The organism is Draconibacterium orientale (assembly GCF_900111425.1).
Lineage (GTDB): Bacteria > Bacteroidota > Bacteroidia > Bacteroidales > Prolixibacteraceae > Draconibacterium > Draconibacterium orientale.
This window is the reverse complement of sequence record NZ_FOHT01000029.1, coordinates 20,334-35,865: the sequence shown is the minus strand read 5'-3', so window position 1 is coordinate 35,865 and position 15,532 is coordinate 20,334. Positions and strand designations below refer to the sequence as shown.

At 40.5% G+C, this 15,532-nt stretch carries 13 protein-coding genes; 6 read left to right on the top strand and 7 right to left on the bottom strand.

Going from position 1 to position 15,532, the window contains the following annotated elements; translation table 11 throughout:
• Nucleotides 1-16 precede the first annotated feature (16 nt).
• From BMW53_RS15230 to BMW53_RS15215, 4 genes are all read right to left on the bottom strand, one after another.
• The gene (locus tag BMW53_RS15230) at nt 17-2,446 is read right to left on the bottom strand and encodes an ATP-binding protein (protein ID WP_038555905.1); all 2,430 of its coding nucleotides are present in this window, start codon (nt 2,444-2,446) and stop codon (nt 17-19) included.
• Nucleotides 2,447-2,631: 185 nt separating this feature from the next.
• A complete protein-coding gene (locus BMW53_RS15225) occupies nt 2,632-2,853 on the bottom strand; it encodes a hypothetical protein (RefSeq protein WP_038555902.1) in 222 nt (73 codons plus the stop codon).
• Between the two features lie 38 nt (nt 2,854-2,891).
• Nucleotides 2,892-3,257: a hypothetical protein gene (locus BMW53_RS15220; protein ID WP_038555899.1), complete on the bottom strand. Its 366-nt coding sequence runs from the start codon at nt 3,255-3,257 to the stop codon at nt 2,892-2,894.
• Nucleotides 3,258-3,290: 33 nt separating this feature from the next.
• Nucleotides 3,291-3,587: a YtxH domain-containing protein gene (locus BMW53_RS15215; RefSeq protein ID WP_051567592.1), complete on the bottom strand. Its 297-nt coding sequence runs from the start codon at nt 3,585-3,587 to the stop codon at nt 3,291-3,293.
• A gap of 300 nt (nt 3,588-3,887) precedes the next feature.
• On the opposite strand from BMW53_RS15215, the gene BMW53_RS15210 reads away from it, so the two are divergent.
• Complete coding sequence (locus BMW53_RS15210) at nt 3,888-4,097, top strand: hypothetical protein (protein WP_038563807.1); 210 nt, start codon at nt 3,888-3,890, stop codon at nt 4,095-4,097.
• A 139-nt stretch (nt 4,098-4,236) separates the two neighbouring features.
• Here the strand turns inward: BMW53_RS15210 and BMW53_RS15205 are convergent, their stop codons facing one another.
• Both BMW53_RS15205 and BMW53_RS15200 read right to left on the bottom strand, forming a co-directional pair.
• Nucleotides 4,237-5,145: a YihY/virulence factor BrkB family protein gene (locus BMW53_RS15205; RefSeq protein ID WP_074780912.1), complete on the bottom strand. Its 909-nt coding sequence runs from the start codon at nt 5,143-5,145 to the stop codon at nt 4,237-4,239.
• A complete protein-coding gene (locus tag BMW53_RS15200; RefSeq protein WP_038555893.1) occupies nt 5,142-6,236 on the bottom strand; it encodes an AI-2E family transporter in 1,095 nt (364 codons plus the stop codon). Before BMW53_RS15200 ends, BMW53_RS15205 begins: the two co-directional genes overlap by 4 nt.
• A 185-nt stretch (nt 6,237-6,421) precedes the next feature.
• Here BMW53_RS15200 and BMW53_RS15195 point away from each other — a divergent pair, with 185 nt between their 5' ends.
• Nucleotides 6,422-6,673 (top strand): DUF7218 family protein, encoded by a 252-nt coding sequence (locus BMW53_RS15195; protein WP_038555890.1) that lies wholly within the window; start codon nt 6,422-6,424, stop codon nt 6,671-6,673.
• 55 nt (nt 6,674-6,728) lie between these two features.
• Here the strand turns inward: BMW53_RS15195 and BMW53_RS15190 are convergent, their stop codons facing one another.
• On the bottom strand, nt 6,729-7,610 hold the full coding sequence (locus BMW53_RS15190; RefSeq protein WP_038555887.1) for a diacylglycerol/lipid kinase family protein: 882 nt from the start codon (nt 7,608-7,610) through the stop codon (nt 6,729-6,731).
• Nucleotides 7,611-7,663: 53 nt separating this feature from the next.
• On the opposite strand from BMW53_RS15190, the gene BMW53_RS15185 reads away from it, so the two are divergent.
• The 4 genes from BMW53_RS15185 (at nt 7,664) to BMW53_RS15170 (ending at nt 15,486) form a co-directional block, all read left to right on the top strand.
• The gene (locus BMW53_RS15185) at nt 7,664-8,797 is read left to right on the top strand and encodes an App1 family protein phosphatidate phosphatase (protein WP_168136389.1); all 1,134 of its coding nucleotides are present in this window, start codon (nt 7,664-7,666) and stop codon (nt 8,795-8,797) included.
• Nucleotides 8,727-10,661, top strand: coding sequence for an outer membrane protein assembly factor BamA (bamA, locus tag BMW53_RS15180; protein ID WP_175463512.1), 1,935 nt, complete (start codon nt 8,727-8,729; stop codon nt 10,659-10,661). The genes BMW53_RS15185 and bamA overlap by 71 nt, the downstream gene beginning before the upstream one ends.
• A gap of 8 nt (nt 10,662-10,669) precedes the next feature.
• Nucleotides 10,670-14,548 (top strand): translocation/assembly module TamB domain-containing protein, encoded by a 3,879-nt coding sequence (locus BMW53_RS15175; protein ID WP_038555882.1) that lies wholly within the window; start codon nt 10,670-10,672, stop codon nt 14,546-14,548.
• 236 nt (nt 14,549-14,784) lie between these two features.
• On the top strand, nt 14,785-15,486 hold the full coding sequence (locus tag BMW53_RS15170; RefSeq protein WP_038555879.1) for a peroxiredoxin: 702 nt from the start codon (nt 14,785-14,787) through the stop codon (nt 15,484-15,486).
• Nucleotides 15,487-15,532: the final 46 nt, after the last annotated feature.

Below are 15,532 nucleotides of genomic sequence, written 5' to 3'. Positions count from 1 at the left end.
TTAATGGGCTTTGTCCTTATATTTTGGCTGCTTTTGCCTGTTTTATTATTTCTTTTATTTGTCCCGAAACCATGTTTACCGTCTCGGGCAGTGCATCGAATTGCTGGTTTCTTAACGCCAGATCTTCGATTTTTGAAAGCACGTTTGCCGTGGCGTTTAGTTTAAAAAACCTGAACGAAGGAATGGCTTTATGCGCTCTTTCACCAATTGTTTGCCAGTCTTTGTTTTTCAATCCGCTTTCAAACCCGGCCAGCAATGTTGCTGCATTTTCGGTAAAATTGTCGATCATCGAATTAAAAAACTGCTTGTCGCCGGCAGCTGTTTTTTCCAGGTCGTACACATTAAATGTATCGGCAGTTGCCGGCTCTTCAATGGCTGGTTTGCTGGCGACTGAGCTTTGTTTATCGTTGTTCTCAATTTGCAAAATATTACAAATTTTATTGTATAATTCAAGTTCGTAGAATGGTTTAATAACATAATCGTTAAACCCCACTTTCAGGTAGCTGTTAATATCGGCTTTTAGCGCGTTTGCCGTTAAGGCCACAAAGGGTGTGTCAGCGTTCAGGCCTTTATTGGCGCGTACTTTTTTTACCACATCAACACCATTTTTTCGTGGCATGTGTATGTCGAGCAAAACCAGATCGAACTGTATATTTTTAAGCGCATGTAAGGCTTCCACTCCGTCTTTTGCCAAAACGAAATCGGTTTGCCAGCCTTTTAAAACTAATTCGGAAAGCATGCGATTGTGTTTGTCGTCGTCGGCCAGAAGTACTTTTTTGCCCCGCAACAAACTGTCATCAAGATTGTACGATTTTTCTTTTTCTTTCCGGGGTTTAGCGTCCGATACTTCCAATGGAATATTTACCCTGAATGTACTTCCCTTGTTCTTTTTGCTGCTTACGAAAATCTCGCCTTTAAAAAGGGTAACGAGCTTTTTGCAAATTCCCAAACCCAGTCCGGCGCCACCGCGAATCTTTTCCGTTCGTTTGTTGCCCTGCTCAAATACATCAAAAATATAGGGCAGGTCCTTCTCTTCAATTCCAATACCCGTATCAGATATTTCAAATTCCAGCTCAACCTTGTTTTCTGTTTTTTTAATTACGGTTGTAGTCAGATTTACCTGACCTTGTTCGGTGTATTTAAGGGCGTTAACCAACAAGTTCATCAATATCTGTCGCAAACGGAAAGGATCTCCTTTAACAAAATCAGGCAGTGCCTTGTCGGTAGTTATTTTAAATTTCAGGTTCTTTTCAGCAGCTTGTTTTTTATAAACATCGGCCAGCTCGTTGAGCAGCTCTTTAATCGAAAAGCTCGTTTTTTCAATGTAAACCTTGCCCATGCCCAGTTTAAAAAGGAATACAATTTCGTTTACCAAATACAGGAGATGCTCGGAGGAGTGGTTAATTAGCGAAATAAATTTCTGCTGCTGTTCATCCAGGTTGGTTTTCTTCAGCTGGTCGGTGAAACCGATTATTGAATTAAGTGGTGTACGAATTTCGTGGCTCATATTGGCCAGAAATATTGATTTTGCCTTGTTGGCACGCTGCGCTTCCTCGGTACTTTTAATCAGTTTATCTTCCAGTATTTTATCTTTTGTAACATTTTGCGAGATAAGAATTCCGGCCACCGTATTTCCTTCAATGTTTTTTACCGGCGCTGCGGCAATGTAGTACACGTCTTTTTTATAACGAACTTCTCCCTCGGTAAATTCGCCGTTTATAGCCTTGTTGTAAAACTGAAAATAACGACGTTGATCCTGCTTTTTATACACATCGAAAAGTGTTTTCCCGATAAAGCTGGAGTTCGTTAAATTATACTTTTCTTTTTCTTTTCCACCGGCCAGAATATAGCGGTATTCCGAATCGAACAGAAAAACATCCATTCCCGGAAGGTTGTTTAAAACGATCGACTGGAAATCAGCCAAATGCACATGCTGAAGATCTTTGAACGAATAATAAACGATAACCCGGTTGTTATCGGTATTACTGGCCAACATATCAAATTCAAGAACACATTCGCGCTGCCGGTTTATACCTGTTTTTAGAAGCACTTCGGCTTTTGTGTTCTTTTTCTCGCTCAAGGCTTCAAGAAATGCTGAATTAAATTCGTTTAGCGTACTTTCTTCCACCAAATCGGCAAGATTCAGTTTCTCCGGCCGCTCGGTATAGTCGTTATGATAATTCTGAAAACCCGGATCGAGAATAATGTCGGCCGCGGTATTGATAATAAAAACACCATCTTTTTTTGTGCGTTCTTCGGTTTCCTTTTCGCCAACAATAGAAACATCTTCGAGTTTCCTAATCCGTATTTTATTCAGGTGAAATGACAGCCACTGTTCAATCTGAACCAGATTTTCTTCGTTCAGTTCCTTTTTATTCAGTAAACTGTTAATCGTTTTTGAAAGTGAACTAAGGGAAAGTTTGAAATTATTTGAGTTATCGGGCATTGATTATAAATTGAAACAGACGGTTATTAAATGCAAAAGATAAAGATACTTTTGCAGATTAAAGGAATAAAGTGTCTATTATTTATACCAATTTAATGAATTGCCCTATTTAGATTGGAGTAGAGATGCGCCTGGCAAATCTGGTTTTTTGCTTATTGGTTGCTGCAATGCGGTGTTGTACTTTTTTATTCTTCTTCTTCCGTTTCGGGAGCTCGGTTTTTTCGGCGGCGAATTAAATCGAGGAATAAATGGGTGCCAAATTCAAAGGCCCAGTCTTTTAGTCCATCGGTAAAATTATCGATAATAGCCACCGACGAGCCCAGCAGTTGTTTTTCGTTTAATTTTTGGCGGTACTCCAGGTTTTCCTTCATGAGCTCCAGTTCCCGCATATTTTTTACTCGCTTCATATTTGTAATGGTTTATGCAATTCTTCTTCCCGCTCAATTTATTTATGATCTATTTCATCGTCCTCGAACAATATTTCCGAGAAGTTTGAAAGGAAGAACGAGGATAATAGTTTGTTTCGGAATAAAAGAAAAACGATTAATAGTACAACTAAACTACCGAGTACAATCAGTGCACCTTCAAGGTAATTGCCATAGGTTTCGCCATACCAAAAGGTGAACACCACTCCGGCAAAAGCCAGAATAAGTGTGCACAGTAAAATTATAATGAGCATCCCGAACAGAATGCTCATGTATTTCGATGTTTTCTTCAAAAACAGGAGCTTAACCAAGTCGATTCTGGTTTGCACATATTGTTTAACGGCTTCGTTAAGCCCTGCTATACTTTCTGTTAAATGGTCGCTCATTTTTTTACTTCTAATTGTGAGAAATTACAATTATTAGTTCGCGGCTGTATCTTTAGCTGTTTTGGCCTTCGAATTCACTTTCTCTTTAATTATTTCTTCCGTTTCTTCGGCTTTCGTTCGCATTTCTGAAACAACGTCGTTCAGTTTGTCTTTAATTTCTTCTACTTTGTCTCCAATAGATTCTGAAACATCTCTCGACGTTCTTCTAATCTGTTTGTTTAGTTTCTTACGTGTTTTCACGCCTTTGTCCGGGGCTACCAAAATTCCGGTTAAAGTTCCTGCTGCTGCTCCGGCAATAAAACCCATCAATACATTTGTTGCTTTGCTCATGATAAAAATTTTTAAGGTTACTATTAAATTGTTTTCTAATCTCTGTAGTCCCTGATAGAAAATTCCATTCCACTGTGCCCTGTTAATGGTTTGAATTGGTATAAGGGCCAGATATAAAGAGGTGTACGAGGTTTTGTGTGCTTTGGTTGCATGCCGGCATTGTTGAGAATATTCTACAACTTTTGTGTAAAGTGTAGAAATGTTTCAGGTGTAAAAGTGTTGAACCATTGTGTTTTAAAGGCTATTGCATGGTTGGCACCATTTTGCCTTTAGTTAAGCGAAACATTAAATATGAAAATTATGAAAGCATTAGGAACTATTTTACTTTTAGTTGGATTAGCCGGAACACTATTTTTTGGAATACAGGCCATAAATAACTCCGAAACATTTAGTTTTTTAGGTATTGATGTAGCCTTAAGCAGTGCCAACTGGACACCCGTAATTATAAGTGGTGTAGTGGTGGTTTTAGGTATTGTTTTTCTTTCGGTCAAAAAGAAGAAACTGGCTTAGATAATCGACGTTAAACAGAATAGTATAAACATAAAAAGCAGCTGCGGAAGTTATCGTAGCTGCTTTTTTATGTTTAAAGTTGCAGTTGTAAAATGGTGCAGAATATGTAAAAAGCACCCTTGCTTTTATGCCTTGTCTTTTAGTTATCTGCCGAACTGATTTTAAACGGCTCGGCAAATTTTAATGGTTTATTATCGTGGTTGTAATACACCGAGTACTGGTAGCTTAATTGTACCCCGAAATAAAAGATTAACGAAACATAATAAATCCAAAGCAGGATAACTACAAACGAGCTGGCTGCCCCGTAAATTACCCCAAGCTGGCTTTTGCCAATAAAAATACTGATGAGGTATTTACCAATAAAAAACAATACCGAAGCACAAACGGCTGCAAACAAACTTGCTTTCCATTTTACGACAATATCAGGGAGGAAACGGAAAATCAGTGTAAATACCAAGGCCGTGATTACTAAAGATGCGCCCATTTCCAGAAGATTAAAAAGGGTAATAAACTCAGGGTTAAATGTGGTGGACAACCAATCCTGAAAAATGCTTATCGATGCATCAAGAACCAACGAAATAAGTAACACCAGCCCGAGGCTTAAAATTAGTCCGAAAGAGAATAAACGGTCTCTTAAAAATTTCAGCACGTTTAATTTTAGTTTTGATTTTACCCGAATTCGCCAAATGTAATTTATCGAGTTTTGCATGATACTGAAAAGTGTAGTTGCCGAGATGAGAAAAATACCGCCACCGATAAGAGCTCCCAAACCGCTTTTTTCGCCAATGTTGTAATTGTCGATGGCGGTTTGCAACAGGTGGCTGCTTTCGCTGCCAATAAGGTTCGATACTTCGTTAAAAAGCTTTGCCCGAATAACAGCATCGTTGGTAAACATTCCAAACACTGAAATAATGATAATAAGAATGGGTGCAATAGAAAAAATAGCAAAAAACGATGTTGTCGCTGCCATACCAATAGGATTGTTAGCAGCGAAGTTTTTTATTGCTTTCGAAACTATCTTTAGATGATCTCTAAGTATTCTAATCATTTTTTATTCTTATTTTTTCGTTTAAATAATTTCAGTCTGTGTTTCTCAGTTCCACTATCGCTGATTAAAAATGCGTATGGTTGCAGACTGTCAATTTTTCGCATAATAACCTTTAGAGTGGCCAAAGCCGGAATTACGACCAACATACCGGCAATTCCCCAAATAATATTGGCAAACAATAAACTTAGGATGATTGCCAGTGGATTAATTTTTATGCTGTTGCCTACAATGTTAGGTGTAAGCAAATTGTTCTCGATAAACTGTATAACCATAAAAAGTATCACAACTTTTATCATTGCGGGAAGTGGGCGCGGATCGGTAAAAACTACATACATAAAAGGAATAAGACCACCCAGAAATGTTCCGATATATGGAATTAGGTTGAGCAGCGCGGCCAGAATACCAAATACCATGGCATGTTTAATACCGATAATTAACAGGCCAACTGAGTTTAGAACGGCAAGTATGGCAACAACCAGCAATAACCCACCGAGATATTTGGTTATAACTGTCGATATCTCGCGAAGAATATCGAGCGTAACGAATTGTTTTTCTTTTGGAGTAATTCGCAAAATAAAGTGTGCTGTTTTAGTGCGGTAAAACAATAGGAAGAAAGTAAATACCGGTAAAATACCGATTTGAAAAAGGGTAGTAGTGGTGGCTGCAAAAAGATTTCCAATTCCCGACTGCCAGGTAGTAATTAAATTATCCACTGCCTGCTTCAGGTAATGGTCTAATGTTGATGCATCAATACCAAGTTTTGTGGTAATTGCACTCTGAACACTTAGGCTTTTATTATCAAACTGTTCTTTCACATCGTTAAAGTTGATGTCGACATTCGAGGCTTTCAATGAAAACAGCAACGCAATACCACCAATAAAAATAATTACCACCAGCAAAACCGTTAAAATAGAAATTATCCGGTTTACCCCCAACCGTTCAATTTTCCATACCACAGGGTAAATTAAATACGAAAAAAACATGGATAGTACCAATGGAATAAGAATGTTTTTGGCCAGTATAATAAAAGCCACAAGTAGTGAAATAATTATAAGATAGAGAGCCGTTTTTGTTAATCCTGTTTTATTCATTCTGATCGTGTATTTGCAGGATATATTGTAATAATTGTGCCAATTCTCGACAGTCTTATCAGGTTGCCTGGCGTGCAAGAACTATTGGTGAAAAAAATAGCATCTGATTACAATGTGTTTTTCCAAATTGGCTGGAATCTGGCAAGGTATTTTCCGTCAGTTAGATAAATCAATATAAATTAGTTATGGCAAAAAAGAATAATATTCCACAAGTGAAGAACGAAGAACAATACGAAGCTTTACGGGAGAAGGGATACAGCAAACAAAAGTCGGCAAGAATAGCCAATAGCCCCGATTCCGGCACAAAAGGCGGCGGAAGTAGTAAATATGAAGAACGTACAAAACAAGAGTTGTATAAGAAAGCCCAACAGGTGGGAATTGAAGGGCGAAGTAAGATGAATAAGGCAGAGTTAATTGAGGCCTTGCGAAATAACTAATACCAGCTGGATAAATAAAAAACCAAGGCGATGAAGTGTCCCCGAAAAAAAATGACTAAGGAATAATAATTTCTACACAGCGGGGTAAAATTTCTACATTAATTTGTAGCGGCTGACCCATAATTTCCCCATCAATTTGTAAGGTCTGGCGCTCCGGATTTTTAATCGTTACCTTTTTACATTGGTAGGTGTCAACAAAATCGAGCGTATGGATCTGGCGGGTGTAGAAAGGAACAAGCATCTCCAGAAAATCGCTAACATTTTGTGGGCGCAGAATTACCAGTTCAAAGTAGCCATCATCGGGTTTCCCTTTGGGATTGATAACTGCGCCGGTTCCAAACTTCGAGGCGTTGGCTAAAACCACCATAAATGCTTTTTGTGATAGGGTAAAATCCTCCAAAGTAATTTCAAAGGCCGCCGGATTGGCATTTCCAAACTCCTCGATGAACGATTTGGTATAGCCCAACAAGCCCCGGCTGTCGCTTTTTTCGTAAGTACTAATCAGTTGTGCATTAAATCCTATGTCGCTTAAATGCAGGCAAATGTGCTCATCATTTATTTGCAGCACATCAATCTTTTTCGATTTCCCTTTTGCTATCAGTTTCAGGTTTTCTTCTACCGTTTTTGGCAGGTCAAGCTCCGATGCCATTCCGTTTGCCGATCCCAAAGGGAGAATACCCATTTTAATCGCTTGGTTTATTACTGTTTGTGCAACCAGGTTAATGGTTCCGTCGCCACCCACGGCTATTACCGTTGATGGTTGCAGCTTGTTGATTTTTGCAGAAATTTTTTGCTTGTCGTTTTCACCGGTGGTACGGAAGAACTCAACCGCCAGTTCGTGTTCTTCCATAAAACGGCGAATCTCATCTTGTAAATCGTTCTTTTCAATATCTCCCGAAATAGGATTTATTACGAATAAAAGCTTTTCTTCTGGCATGTCTTATGTATTTGTTTACCTTAAATACAATAAATTCTGTGCCGAAAATAGCTATGACAGACAAAAATGAAATGACCGATTATTTTGAGCGGAAAAACAAAGGTTTCCTGAAAAAGCAAAAGTTCAGGCTAAAGCATAAACTGGGTTGGCTTGGTGTGCCGCAGGTAATTCCTTACCGCGGTTTTGGATCGTACGCATCGGGCGAAGCCACTATTACCGGTGCCCTTTACGAAGATAAGGGGCTTGAAAAACCTGAAGGGAAAAACTCATCGCACGAAAATATATTGGCCATGTTAAAACGTTATTCGGGCGATCAGATTCCCGGTGCACGAATAAAAATTTATTTAGGCAACGAGCAAAAGCAACGATTAACCGAAGAAAACGGTATTTTTAAAGCAACAATGCCGCTAAATGAAATGAACGGTGAGCAGAATACAAAATGGATTCCTTACCAGGCAGAATTGCTGGATCAGATAGGGCCTGAAAAGAATAATTTTCGGGTGCCGGGTGAAATTTTAATTCCGGGAAAAGATGCCGCATTTGGTGTAATTTCAGATATTGACGATACGATAATGATCAGCCACTCTACACAAACATTACGAAAGTTGCGCTTAATGCTTACGCACAACTCGCGAACCCGAAAACCTTTTCCGGGAGTGGAAGCTTTTTACCGGGCGCTGCATCAGGGCGCCAATGAAAATAGCAATAATCCGTTTTTTTACCTGTCGAGCAGCGAATGGAATTTATACGACCTGATTGACGATTTTTGTGCGTACAATCAATTTCCGAAGGGCGTTTATTTACTTCGCGAAATTAATCCGGGGCTTTTAAATTTATGGAAACAGGATGGCGGAAATCACGAGCATAAACTGGATAAAATAATCAGGCTTTTTAAAACATATCCCAAGTTGCCGTTTGTGCTGGTGGGCGATAACGGACAGCACGATCCGGAGATTTATGCCCGCGTGGCACGTATATTTCCGCAGCGTATAAAGGCAATTTATATCCGAACGGTGCGAAAAAGGAAAGACCAACACATGAAAAAACTGATTGCGGAAATGGAAGAATTGAATGTACAAATGGTTTTTACACCCGATACAATAAATGCGGCTCAACATGCGCAAAGTATTAATCTTATTGCCGAATCGGCAGTTAAACCAATTATCGAAAACAGTTTTACCGATTAAGGTGTTTTATGTTTGCCATGCGTTAATTATGATCAGAAAAATTGCCTACATATTCTTCGTCTCAATCGTCCTGCAACTGTTTGGTTTTCCTCTGGGAGCCCAGGAGAATTACGAAATCAGAAAGATTAGTTTCAAAGGAAACCGATCGTTGGAAAGCAGCTACTTGTTGGATAAGATGGTGTTTGATGAGGTATCGTATCTCGAGAAATTGTTAACCGACAACGAGCCTTCGTTGTTTAACCGCGAGTTGCTGGATTTGGATTTGGAGCGACTGAGAAAAACCTACCAGAGCGAAGGTTTTGTAAAGGCACAGGTACTGCTTGATTCGCTAAAAGTTAACGATGAAAAGCAGACTGTTAAACTTAATTTTATTATCGAGGAAGGCGAGCCATACACCATTGATACGGTGATTTTTAAATTGAACAAAACCAATCCTCAGATAAACATTGATTCCATCGCCGACCACAACATCCGAAAACTTTTTTTACTCCATTCAAAACGATTTAGCGATGAGGCCTTGAAGGAAGACATAGCTGCAATTCGCAATATCTTTTTAGATAGGAGCTATGCTTACGTTGATGTGGATTACGAAATTCAGCTCGATACAACACAACATTTGGTTGGGATTACTTACGTGATCAATCCCGGGCCTGTAAGCCATTTTGGAGCAACAACGGTGAAGGGAAATAATCATGTGGATGAGGAATTTATTCGAAAGCAATTTGACTACCGGGAAGGAGAGGATTACAATAAATCGCTTTTGGATAAAACGCGCGAGTCGCTGTATCACCTGCAGCTTTTTAGCGTGGTTTCGGTGCTTCCGCAAAAGGATAAAACTACCTTGCGCGACCCTATTCCGGTGAACTTATACATTGAAGAAGCGCCGCGAATGAATACCGAATTTGGTGCCGGTTACGGAACCGAGGATAAATTCCGTGCCTTTGCGGATTTAACTTATCTTGGATTTTTGGGTACTGCCCGGCGCATTAATATTTACGCCAAACATTCGGCAATCGAACCTTATTACCTGAGCGTGAAATGGACGCAGCCACAACTTTTAAATAAAAAAGGAACTGTTTCCATCAACCCATTCCTGGGAAGTAATAAAGAACCGGGTTACGAAACACGTACCTACGGATTAAACCTGCCTTTAACCTACCGTTTTAGCAAAGAGCTGAATGCAACACTTACCTATTATTACGAGAAAGTGAAACAACAAATAGAGGAGGGCGATTCTGAGTTTCCCGATCCGGAAGATGAGAATTACCTCTACAATAAATCGGGAGTGTTGCTAAGTTCTGTTTTTTCAACGGCTCATCCGAAATTTTCGCCCGATCAGGGAGTAAACCTGTCGATGGGGATGAAGCTGAACGGTTATAAGTTTGGTGGCGACTTCAGTTATCTGCGCGTTTGGGGCGATTTCCGGACCTATCAAAAAATTGATGATCTGGTACTGGCATTTCGGGGTATGATCGGGGGGATTCACTCTTCCGACGACAGTGGTTTTATTCCGGTTGAAGACCGTTTTTACTCGGGTGGTAGTAACTCAATTCGTGGTTGGAGCCGTTCGGATTTGGGGCCAAAGCGCGAAAGCGGAACTCCTTTGGGCGGTAAAAGTATTTTGGAAGGAAATGCAGAACTCCGGTATCCGCTTTTTTGGCGCCTGAGTGGCGTGGCATTTTTTGAAGGCGGTAATGTTTGGGAGAAGGCTTTTAGCTACAAAATAAACGAACTGGCTTACGCTGCCGGTGGCGGGTTACGTGTTGATACGCCAATTGGCCCGGTGCGTTTTGATGTTGGTTTTCCGTTGTGGAACGAGAAAAAAAGTCCGCAGTTTTTTATTAGTGTCGGACAGGCATTTTAAGGAAAAGAATGAAAAGAATAATCCGAAAAATAGTACTCTTTATTGCCTGGCTGCTGGCCGGCATCATTATTTTGCTGTTCCTTTCCGGCTTGCTGATTCAAACACAGCCGGTTAAAAACAAATTTGCACGTGTGGCTGCCAAGCAGGCCGGCAAAGTTGTAAACGGGGAATTGGCAATTGGAAAAATCAGTGGGAACTTTTTCTCCAATTTAGCTTTGGAAGATGTGCTATGGACATACGAGGAAGATACTTTTCTCTACATCAGTTCGGTTGGTGCATCGTACAGTTTGTGGCCATTAAGGCGTGGCGAGTTACAACTATCATCAGCCTGCATAAATGAGCCATATGTGTACCTGAAACAAGAAAAAGACTCCACATGGAACTTCGAATCTTTATTGAAAGAACAGGCCGGAAGTTCAACAGATACTACGCCTGCTTCCGGTAATTTCCGAATGCTTTTATCCAACTTTAAAATTAGCGATGGCCGGGTTCAGATTCAGGCGCTCGATTCACTTATCCCCGACGAAGTAAAAAATATAAACCTTGAGGCCGATGGTGCGTATTCGTCTAACGAACAAACAATCACTTTAAAGCACTTTGACTTACAAACGCAGCGTCCGGATTTTGCTTTACGCGAACTGACTTTCGCAGCCCGGCGCACTGAAGAAAATATAGCGCTAAATAACTTTCATTTAAAAACAGCACAAAATGCGTTGAATGCAGAAGCAAAATACTCGGGTGATGCAACAACGGAGATTGTGGCTGAAATGCAAACCGAACCGATTAATATAAAGGAGTTTGAGTTTTTGTTGCCGCAAATCAATCTTCCTGCCCGGCCGGAAATTGATTTCAAGGCAAATTCTACACAAAAGGGCGTTGAGGCAACACTTTCCGTTCGTGATAAAGAGCAACTGATCAAGCTCGATCTTAATTCAGAAAACCTGCTTCAGTTTATCAATAGCCCCGATAAAACAGCTTTGGAATACAAAATAACCGGGAATATCGAGAAGGTTAATCTGGCGCACTGGATGGGGAATCCGGCGTTGGAGCATACGCTAAACGGAGACTTTAAAATCGATGGAAGTGGCGTAGATCCGAAAACTGCGGATATAAAAGTAGATGCCGATTTTAGGAATTGTGTTTTTGCGCAAAAACCTGTGGAGAAGATAAAAATGAAACTCCGAATGAATAGGGGAGATCTTTCCGGAAAAATTGATGCTAAAGGAAATTTTGGGGCGGTTACCGTTTTGCCCGAAATACAAGATCTGCTGGAACGTCCGACTTATAAGGTGCACCTGATAACAAAAAGGTTGAATCTGGCGCCGTTGTTGGCTAACGATTCGTTACAATCGGATATCAACTTAAAAGCCGATTTGAGTGGTGAAGGTTTTGATCCTGAAATCCTGCAGGCTCGCACAAATGTGATATTGAGTCAATCAACTTTCTCCGGTTATACTATCGACTCTTTGGTAGGGCAGGTTAATTACCGCCGGCAAAATATGGTAATCGATTCGCTTTGGGCAAACGCAAAATCGCTGTATTTAACCGCTTCGGGGAATTACAATTTAGCCGGAAGTTCAGCTATTCAGTTGTCAGCCCAATTTGAAAATTTACAGGATTTTTCAGCTTTTATTCCGCTGGATAGTGTTTACGGGCAGGGAAAAGTAAACGCGCAGCTCTCCGGCACGAAAGATTCGCTGTTACTTGCTGCTACTGTCGAATTGCAGAACGCCGGATTTGCTGATATAACGGTCGGTAAACTTGGGGTAGATGCTACCGGGAAACTTACTGCTAATGATACCACGTTTGCGGCAACAACCAGGCTGGAAAATTTCAAAGCGGGCAATTTTGAGTTGGATAGTATCAGTAGCTCGGCAAATTATTATTCAGATTCAGTTCAGCTTGAAATGCAGGCAAAAGGCAAGGATTTTCATACACAGCTGAAGTCGGAAATTGCACTTAACAATGTGATAAATATCGCTTTTTCGGAATGGAGTCTGGATTTTAAGAACCAACACCTGCACCTGGCCGAAGCACCGGCGGTTCTGGAACTGGATTCGCTGGAATACCGGCTAAAAAACCTGAAAATGGTTTCCGATAAGTCCGATTCGGCACAATACATAAAAGCCGGTGGAGTATTTTCGCAGTACGGCAACGAAGATTTTCAATTTGAAATTGCCAATGTAAATATTGCCGGCTTGTTAAAGAGTTTGGGAATGGATGCTGAAATTTCCGGAAAAATAAACGCCGAAGCAAGGCTTAAAGGAACCGCGTCATCGCCTCAGTTAAATGGAAGTTTAAGAATTGACAAGGCGCTGGCTTATGGCTATCAATTTTCGGATTTTGGCGGAGAATTCAATTTGGCTAACAACCGCCTGAATATTGATGCACAAGTTGTTCCGCTTGATACCGGTTTGCTTGAAATTAACGCCAACATTCCTTTGGAGGCCCGTTTCGACAGTATGAGCTTTTTGTTGGATTCAAATGCGATGGTTAATGGCAGATTAGCTTTGGAGCGTTTTCCCTTGTCGGCAATGCAGTTTTTAGATGAGGACGAAAAAGTAGAAGGATTTTTAAACGGGCAGGTAAAGGTGGGTGGTACCTTAAAATCTCCTGAGCCGGATGGAAATATCAGGCTGAATAATGCAGCGGTTTTAATTCCCAAATATGGAATTGAATACAAGGATGTTATGCTCGATCTTCGGTTTTCGGAAGATGCCGCCCAACTCGATTCGTTTTACATTAAAACCAATGATGGAAATCTGAAAGCCAGTGGTACGGTCGATTTTGGTTCTGCTATTTACAACGGGAAGATCAAAGAGTCGGAATTGAAAATTCATTTCAACGCTTTTAATCCGGTTGATCACCGGCAGTTTAATATGGAAGTATCAGGCGATGTCAGTTTAAAAGCTCAAGGCGGAAAAATGGTTTTTGATGGCGATCTGGAAATTCCTGAAGCCAATATTTATATTCCTGCCATTATGAATTTAACCGGGCAGTTTGCCGAGCCTGAATTGCCGAAACCGGTATTAATGCGCGAAATAGAAAAACTGAAAGATACAGCGGTTGTGGCTGTGGCTGTAAACGATACAATTTCTGCACTTGATTCGCTCGATTTTAGTTCGCTATCTAACCTAACCGGGCGACTTTCAGTTGAAATACCGCAGAATACATGGATTAAAGACAAGGAGATGTACGTGGAAGTTTCCGGAGAAGTGGAAATCATTAAAAACCCGGAATTCTTCGAGTTATTTGGCCGTATTAATGTGGTGCGCGGGCAATATAAGGTCCTTGGAAAAACCTTCAAAATTGATGAAGGAACGATCACTTTTCAGGGGGGAGAAGAACTAATGCCCCGTTTGAATATTAAGGCTGTGTATGCGTTTCGTAGTCCCGAAAAAGTAGAGATGGAGTTAACGGTTCAGGTATCGGGAACCGCGAGTCAGCCGGAAGTTAATTTTACGCTCGATGGCAGCCCGGTCAGCGAAGGTGATGCCTTGTCGTACATTTTATTTGGGGTGGCAATGAATGAGCTAAGCATTGCACAACAGGAGAATGTTTCAGGAGCCGGACAAATTGCAGGTTCAGCAGCCATGTCGGTGCTGTCGTCGCAATTAACCGAGTTGCTGGGTGATAAACTGGATGTTGACTACATTGAACTGAAAGGCGATGGCGATTTCGAAAACGCAACCGTTGTAGTGGGGAAATACATCACCAACGATTTGTTTGTAAGTTACGAGCAGCGTTTTGGCGAAACCGACGAAAAAGACATTTCAAAATATGAAGTAAAACTGGAGTACGAACTGTTCCGCTTCCTGTTTTTTCAGCTGAATAACTCGTCAAGCGACAGTGGTTTTGATGTGATAATTAAACTGAATTCGAAATAAAACGAAAGGCAGTTTAACAAACCCGTTGCTGTTTTGGGTTACAAAATTATTTGCTGAACATCGTGCTTTTTTTTAGCCTGATTTTCCCACTCATAGAATTTTTCAAAAAAAAAATACGTGCCCTTTAAACTTTTTTAAGTGAACAAACGTTTAATAAATCAAGTTGTAAATGGATATAAGGTTATTTGTTGTAAGTTTGTTAGGCATAATATAATAACCACATAAATTAAATAATTATGGCATGTGTTAATGGTGTAAAACCACTGAAAAAAAAGAAGAATAAAGAAAATGTAGTTGAAAATTTAAAAACGGAGGAGAAATCAATGAGTGCAACAATGGTAAGGCAACTGATGCCGGAATTTGAAATGGAAGCGTACGACGCAAAAACGGGGCATTATAAAACCGTAAAAAGTGAAGATTATAAGGACAAATGGACAGTGGTATGTTTTTATCCTGCCGATTTTACCTTTGTGTGTCCGACCGAAATTGCAGCAATGAACGCCCATTACGATGAATTTCAGGAACTGGGAGTAGAGCTTTTGCCCGTGTCGGTTGATTCAAAATTTTCGCACAAACGATTTGTGGAAACAGAACCGATTCTGAAAGGTTTGCAACTTACAATTGGTGCCGACACCACCCAGGAAGTTAGCCGTGCATTTGGTGTGCTAATCGAAGAAGAAGGTGTTGCGCTAAGAGGACGATTCCTGTTTAATCCTGATGGCGTTTGTGTGGCACAGGAAGTTCAGGCTGATTCTGTGGGAAGAAATGTAATTGAGTTTATCAGACAAATTAAGGCCTGGCAGCATGCAAGCAAAACCGGCGAGGTGTGTCCGGCAGGTTGGAGACCGGGCAAAAAAACACTTCCGGTAAATACCGATGTGGAAAAAATGACTGGCAAAGTGGGTGATTACATCACACTGGAAGAAATTCTGAGTTAAGCAATAAAAAGAGAGTAAGGAATTAAGGTGATATGAGTTTTTTATA

Coding starts and splice junctions, on each gene's coding strand:
- BMW53_RS15225 (WP_038555902.1), bottom strand. CDS start 2,853: ATGAAGCGAGTAAAAAATATGCGGGAACTGGAGCTCATGAAGGAAAAC.
- BMW53_RS15190 (WP_038555887.1), bottom strand. CDS start 7,610: ATGCCAGAAGAAAAGCTTTTATTCGTAATAAATCCTATTTCGGGAGAT.
- BMW53_RS15220 (WP_038555899.1), bottom strand. CDS start 3,257: ATGAGCGACCATTTAACAGAAAGTATAGCAGGGCTTAACGAAGCCGTT.
- BMW53_RS15185 (WP_168136389.1), top strand. CDS start 7,664: ATGACAGACAAAAATGAAATGACCGATTATTTTGAGCGGAAAAACAAA.
- BMW53_RS15210 (WP_038563807.1), top strand. CDS start 3,888: ATGAAAGCATTAGGAACTATTTTACTTTTAGTTGGATTAGCCGGAACA.
- BMW53_RS15215 (WP_051567592.1), bottom strand. CDS start 3,587: ATGAGCAAAGCAACAAATGTATTGATGGGTTTTATTGCCGGAGCAGCA.
- BMW53_RS15205 (WP_074780912.1), bottom strand. CDS start 5,145: ATGATTAGAATACTTAGAGATCATCTAAAGATAGTTTCGAAAGCAATA.
- BMW53_RS15195 (WP_038555890.1), top strand. CDS start 6,422: ATGGCAAAAAAGAATAATATTCCACAAGTGAAGAACGAAGAACAATAC.
- BMW53_RS15170 (WP_038555879.1), top strand. CDS start 14,785: ATGGCATGTGTTAATGGTGTAAAACCACTGAAAAAAAAGAAGAATAAA.
- BMW53_RS15200 (WP_038555893.1), bottom strand. CDS start 6,236: ATGAATAAAACAGGATTAACAAAAACGGCTCTCTATCTTATAATTATT.
- bamA (WP_175463512.1), top strand. CDS start 8,727: ATGCGCAAAGTATTAATCTTATTGCCGAATCGGCAGTTAAACCAATTA.
- BMW53_RS15230 (WP_038555905.1), bottom strand. CDS start 2,446: ATGCCCGATAACTCAAATAATTTCAAACTTTCCCTTAGTTCACTTTCA.
- BMW53_RS15175 (WP_038555882.1), top strand. CDS start 10,670: ATGAAAAGAATAATCCGAAAAATAGTACTCTTTATTGCCTGGCTGCTG.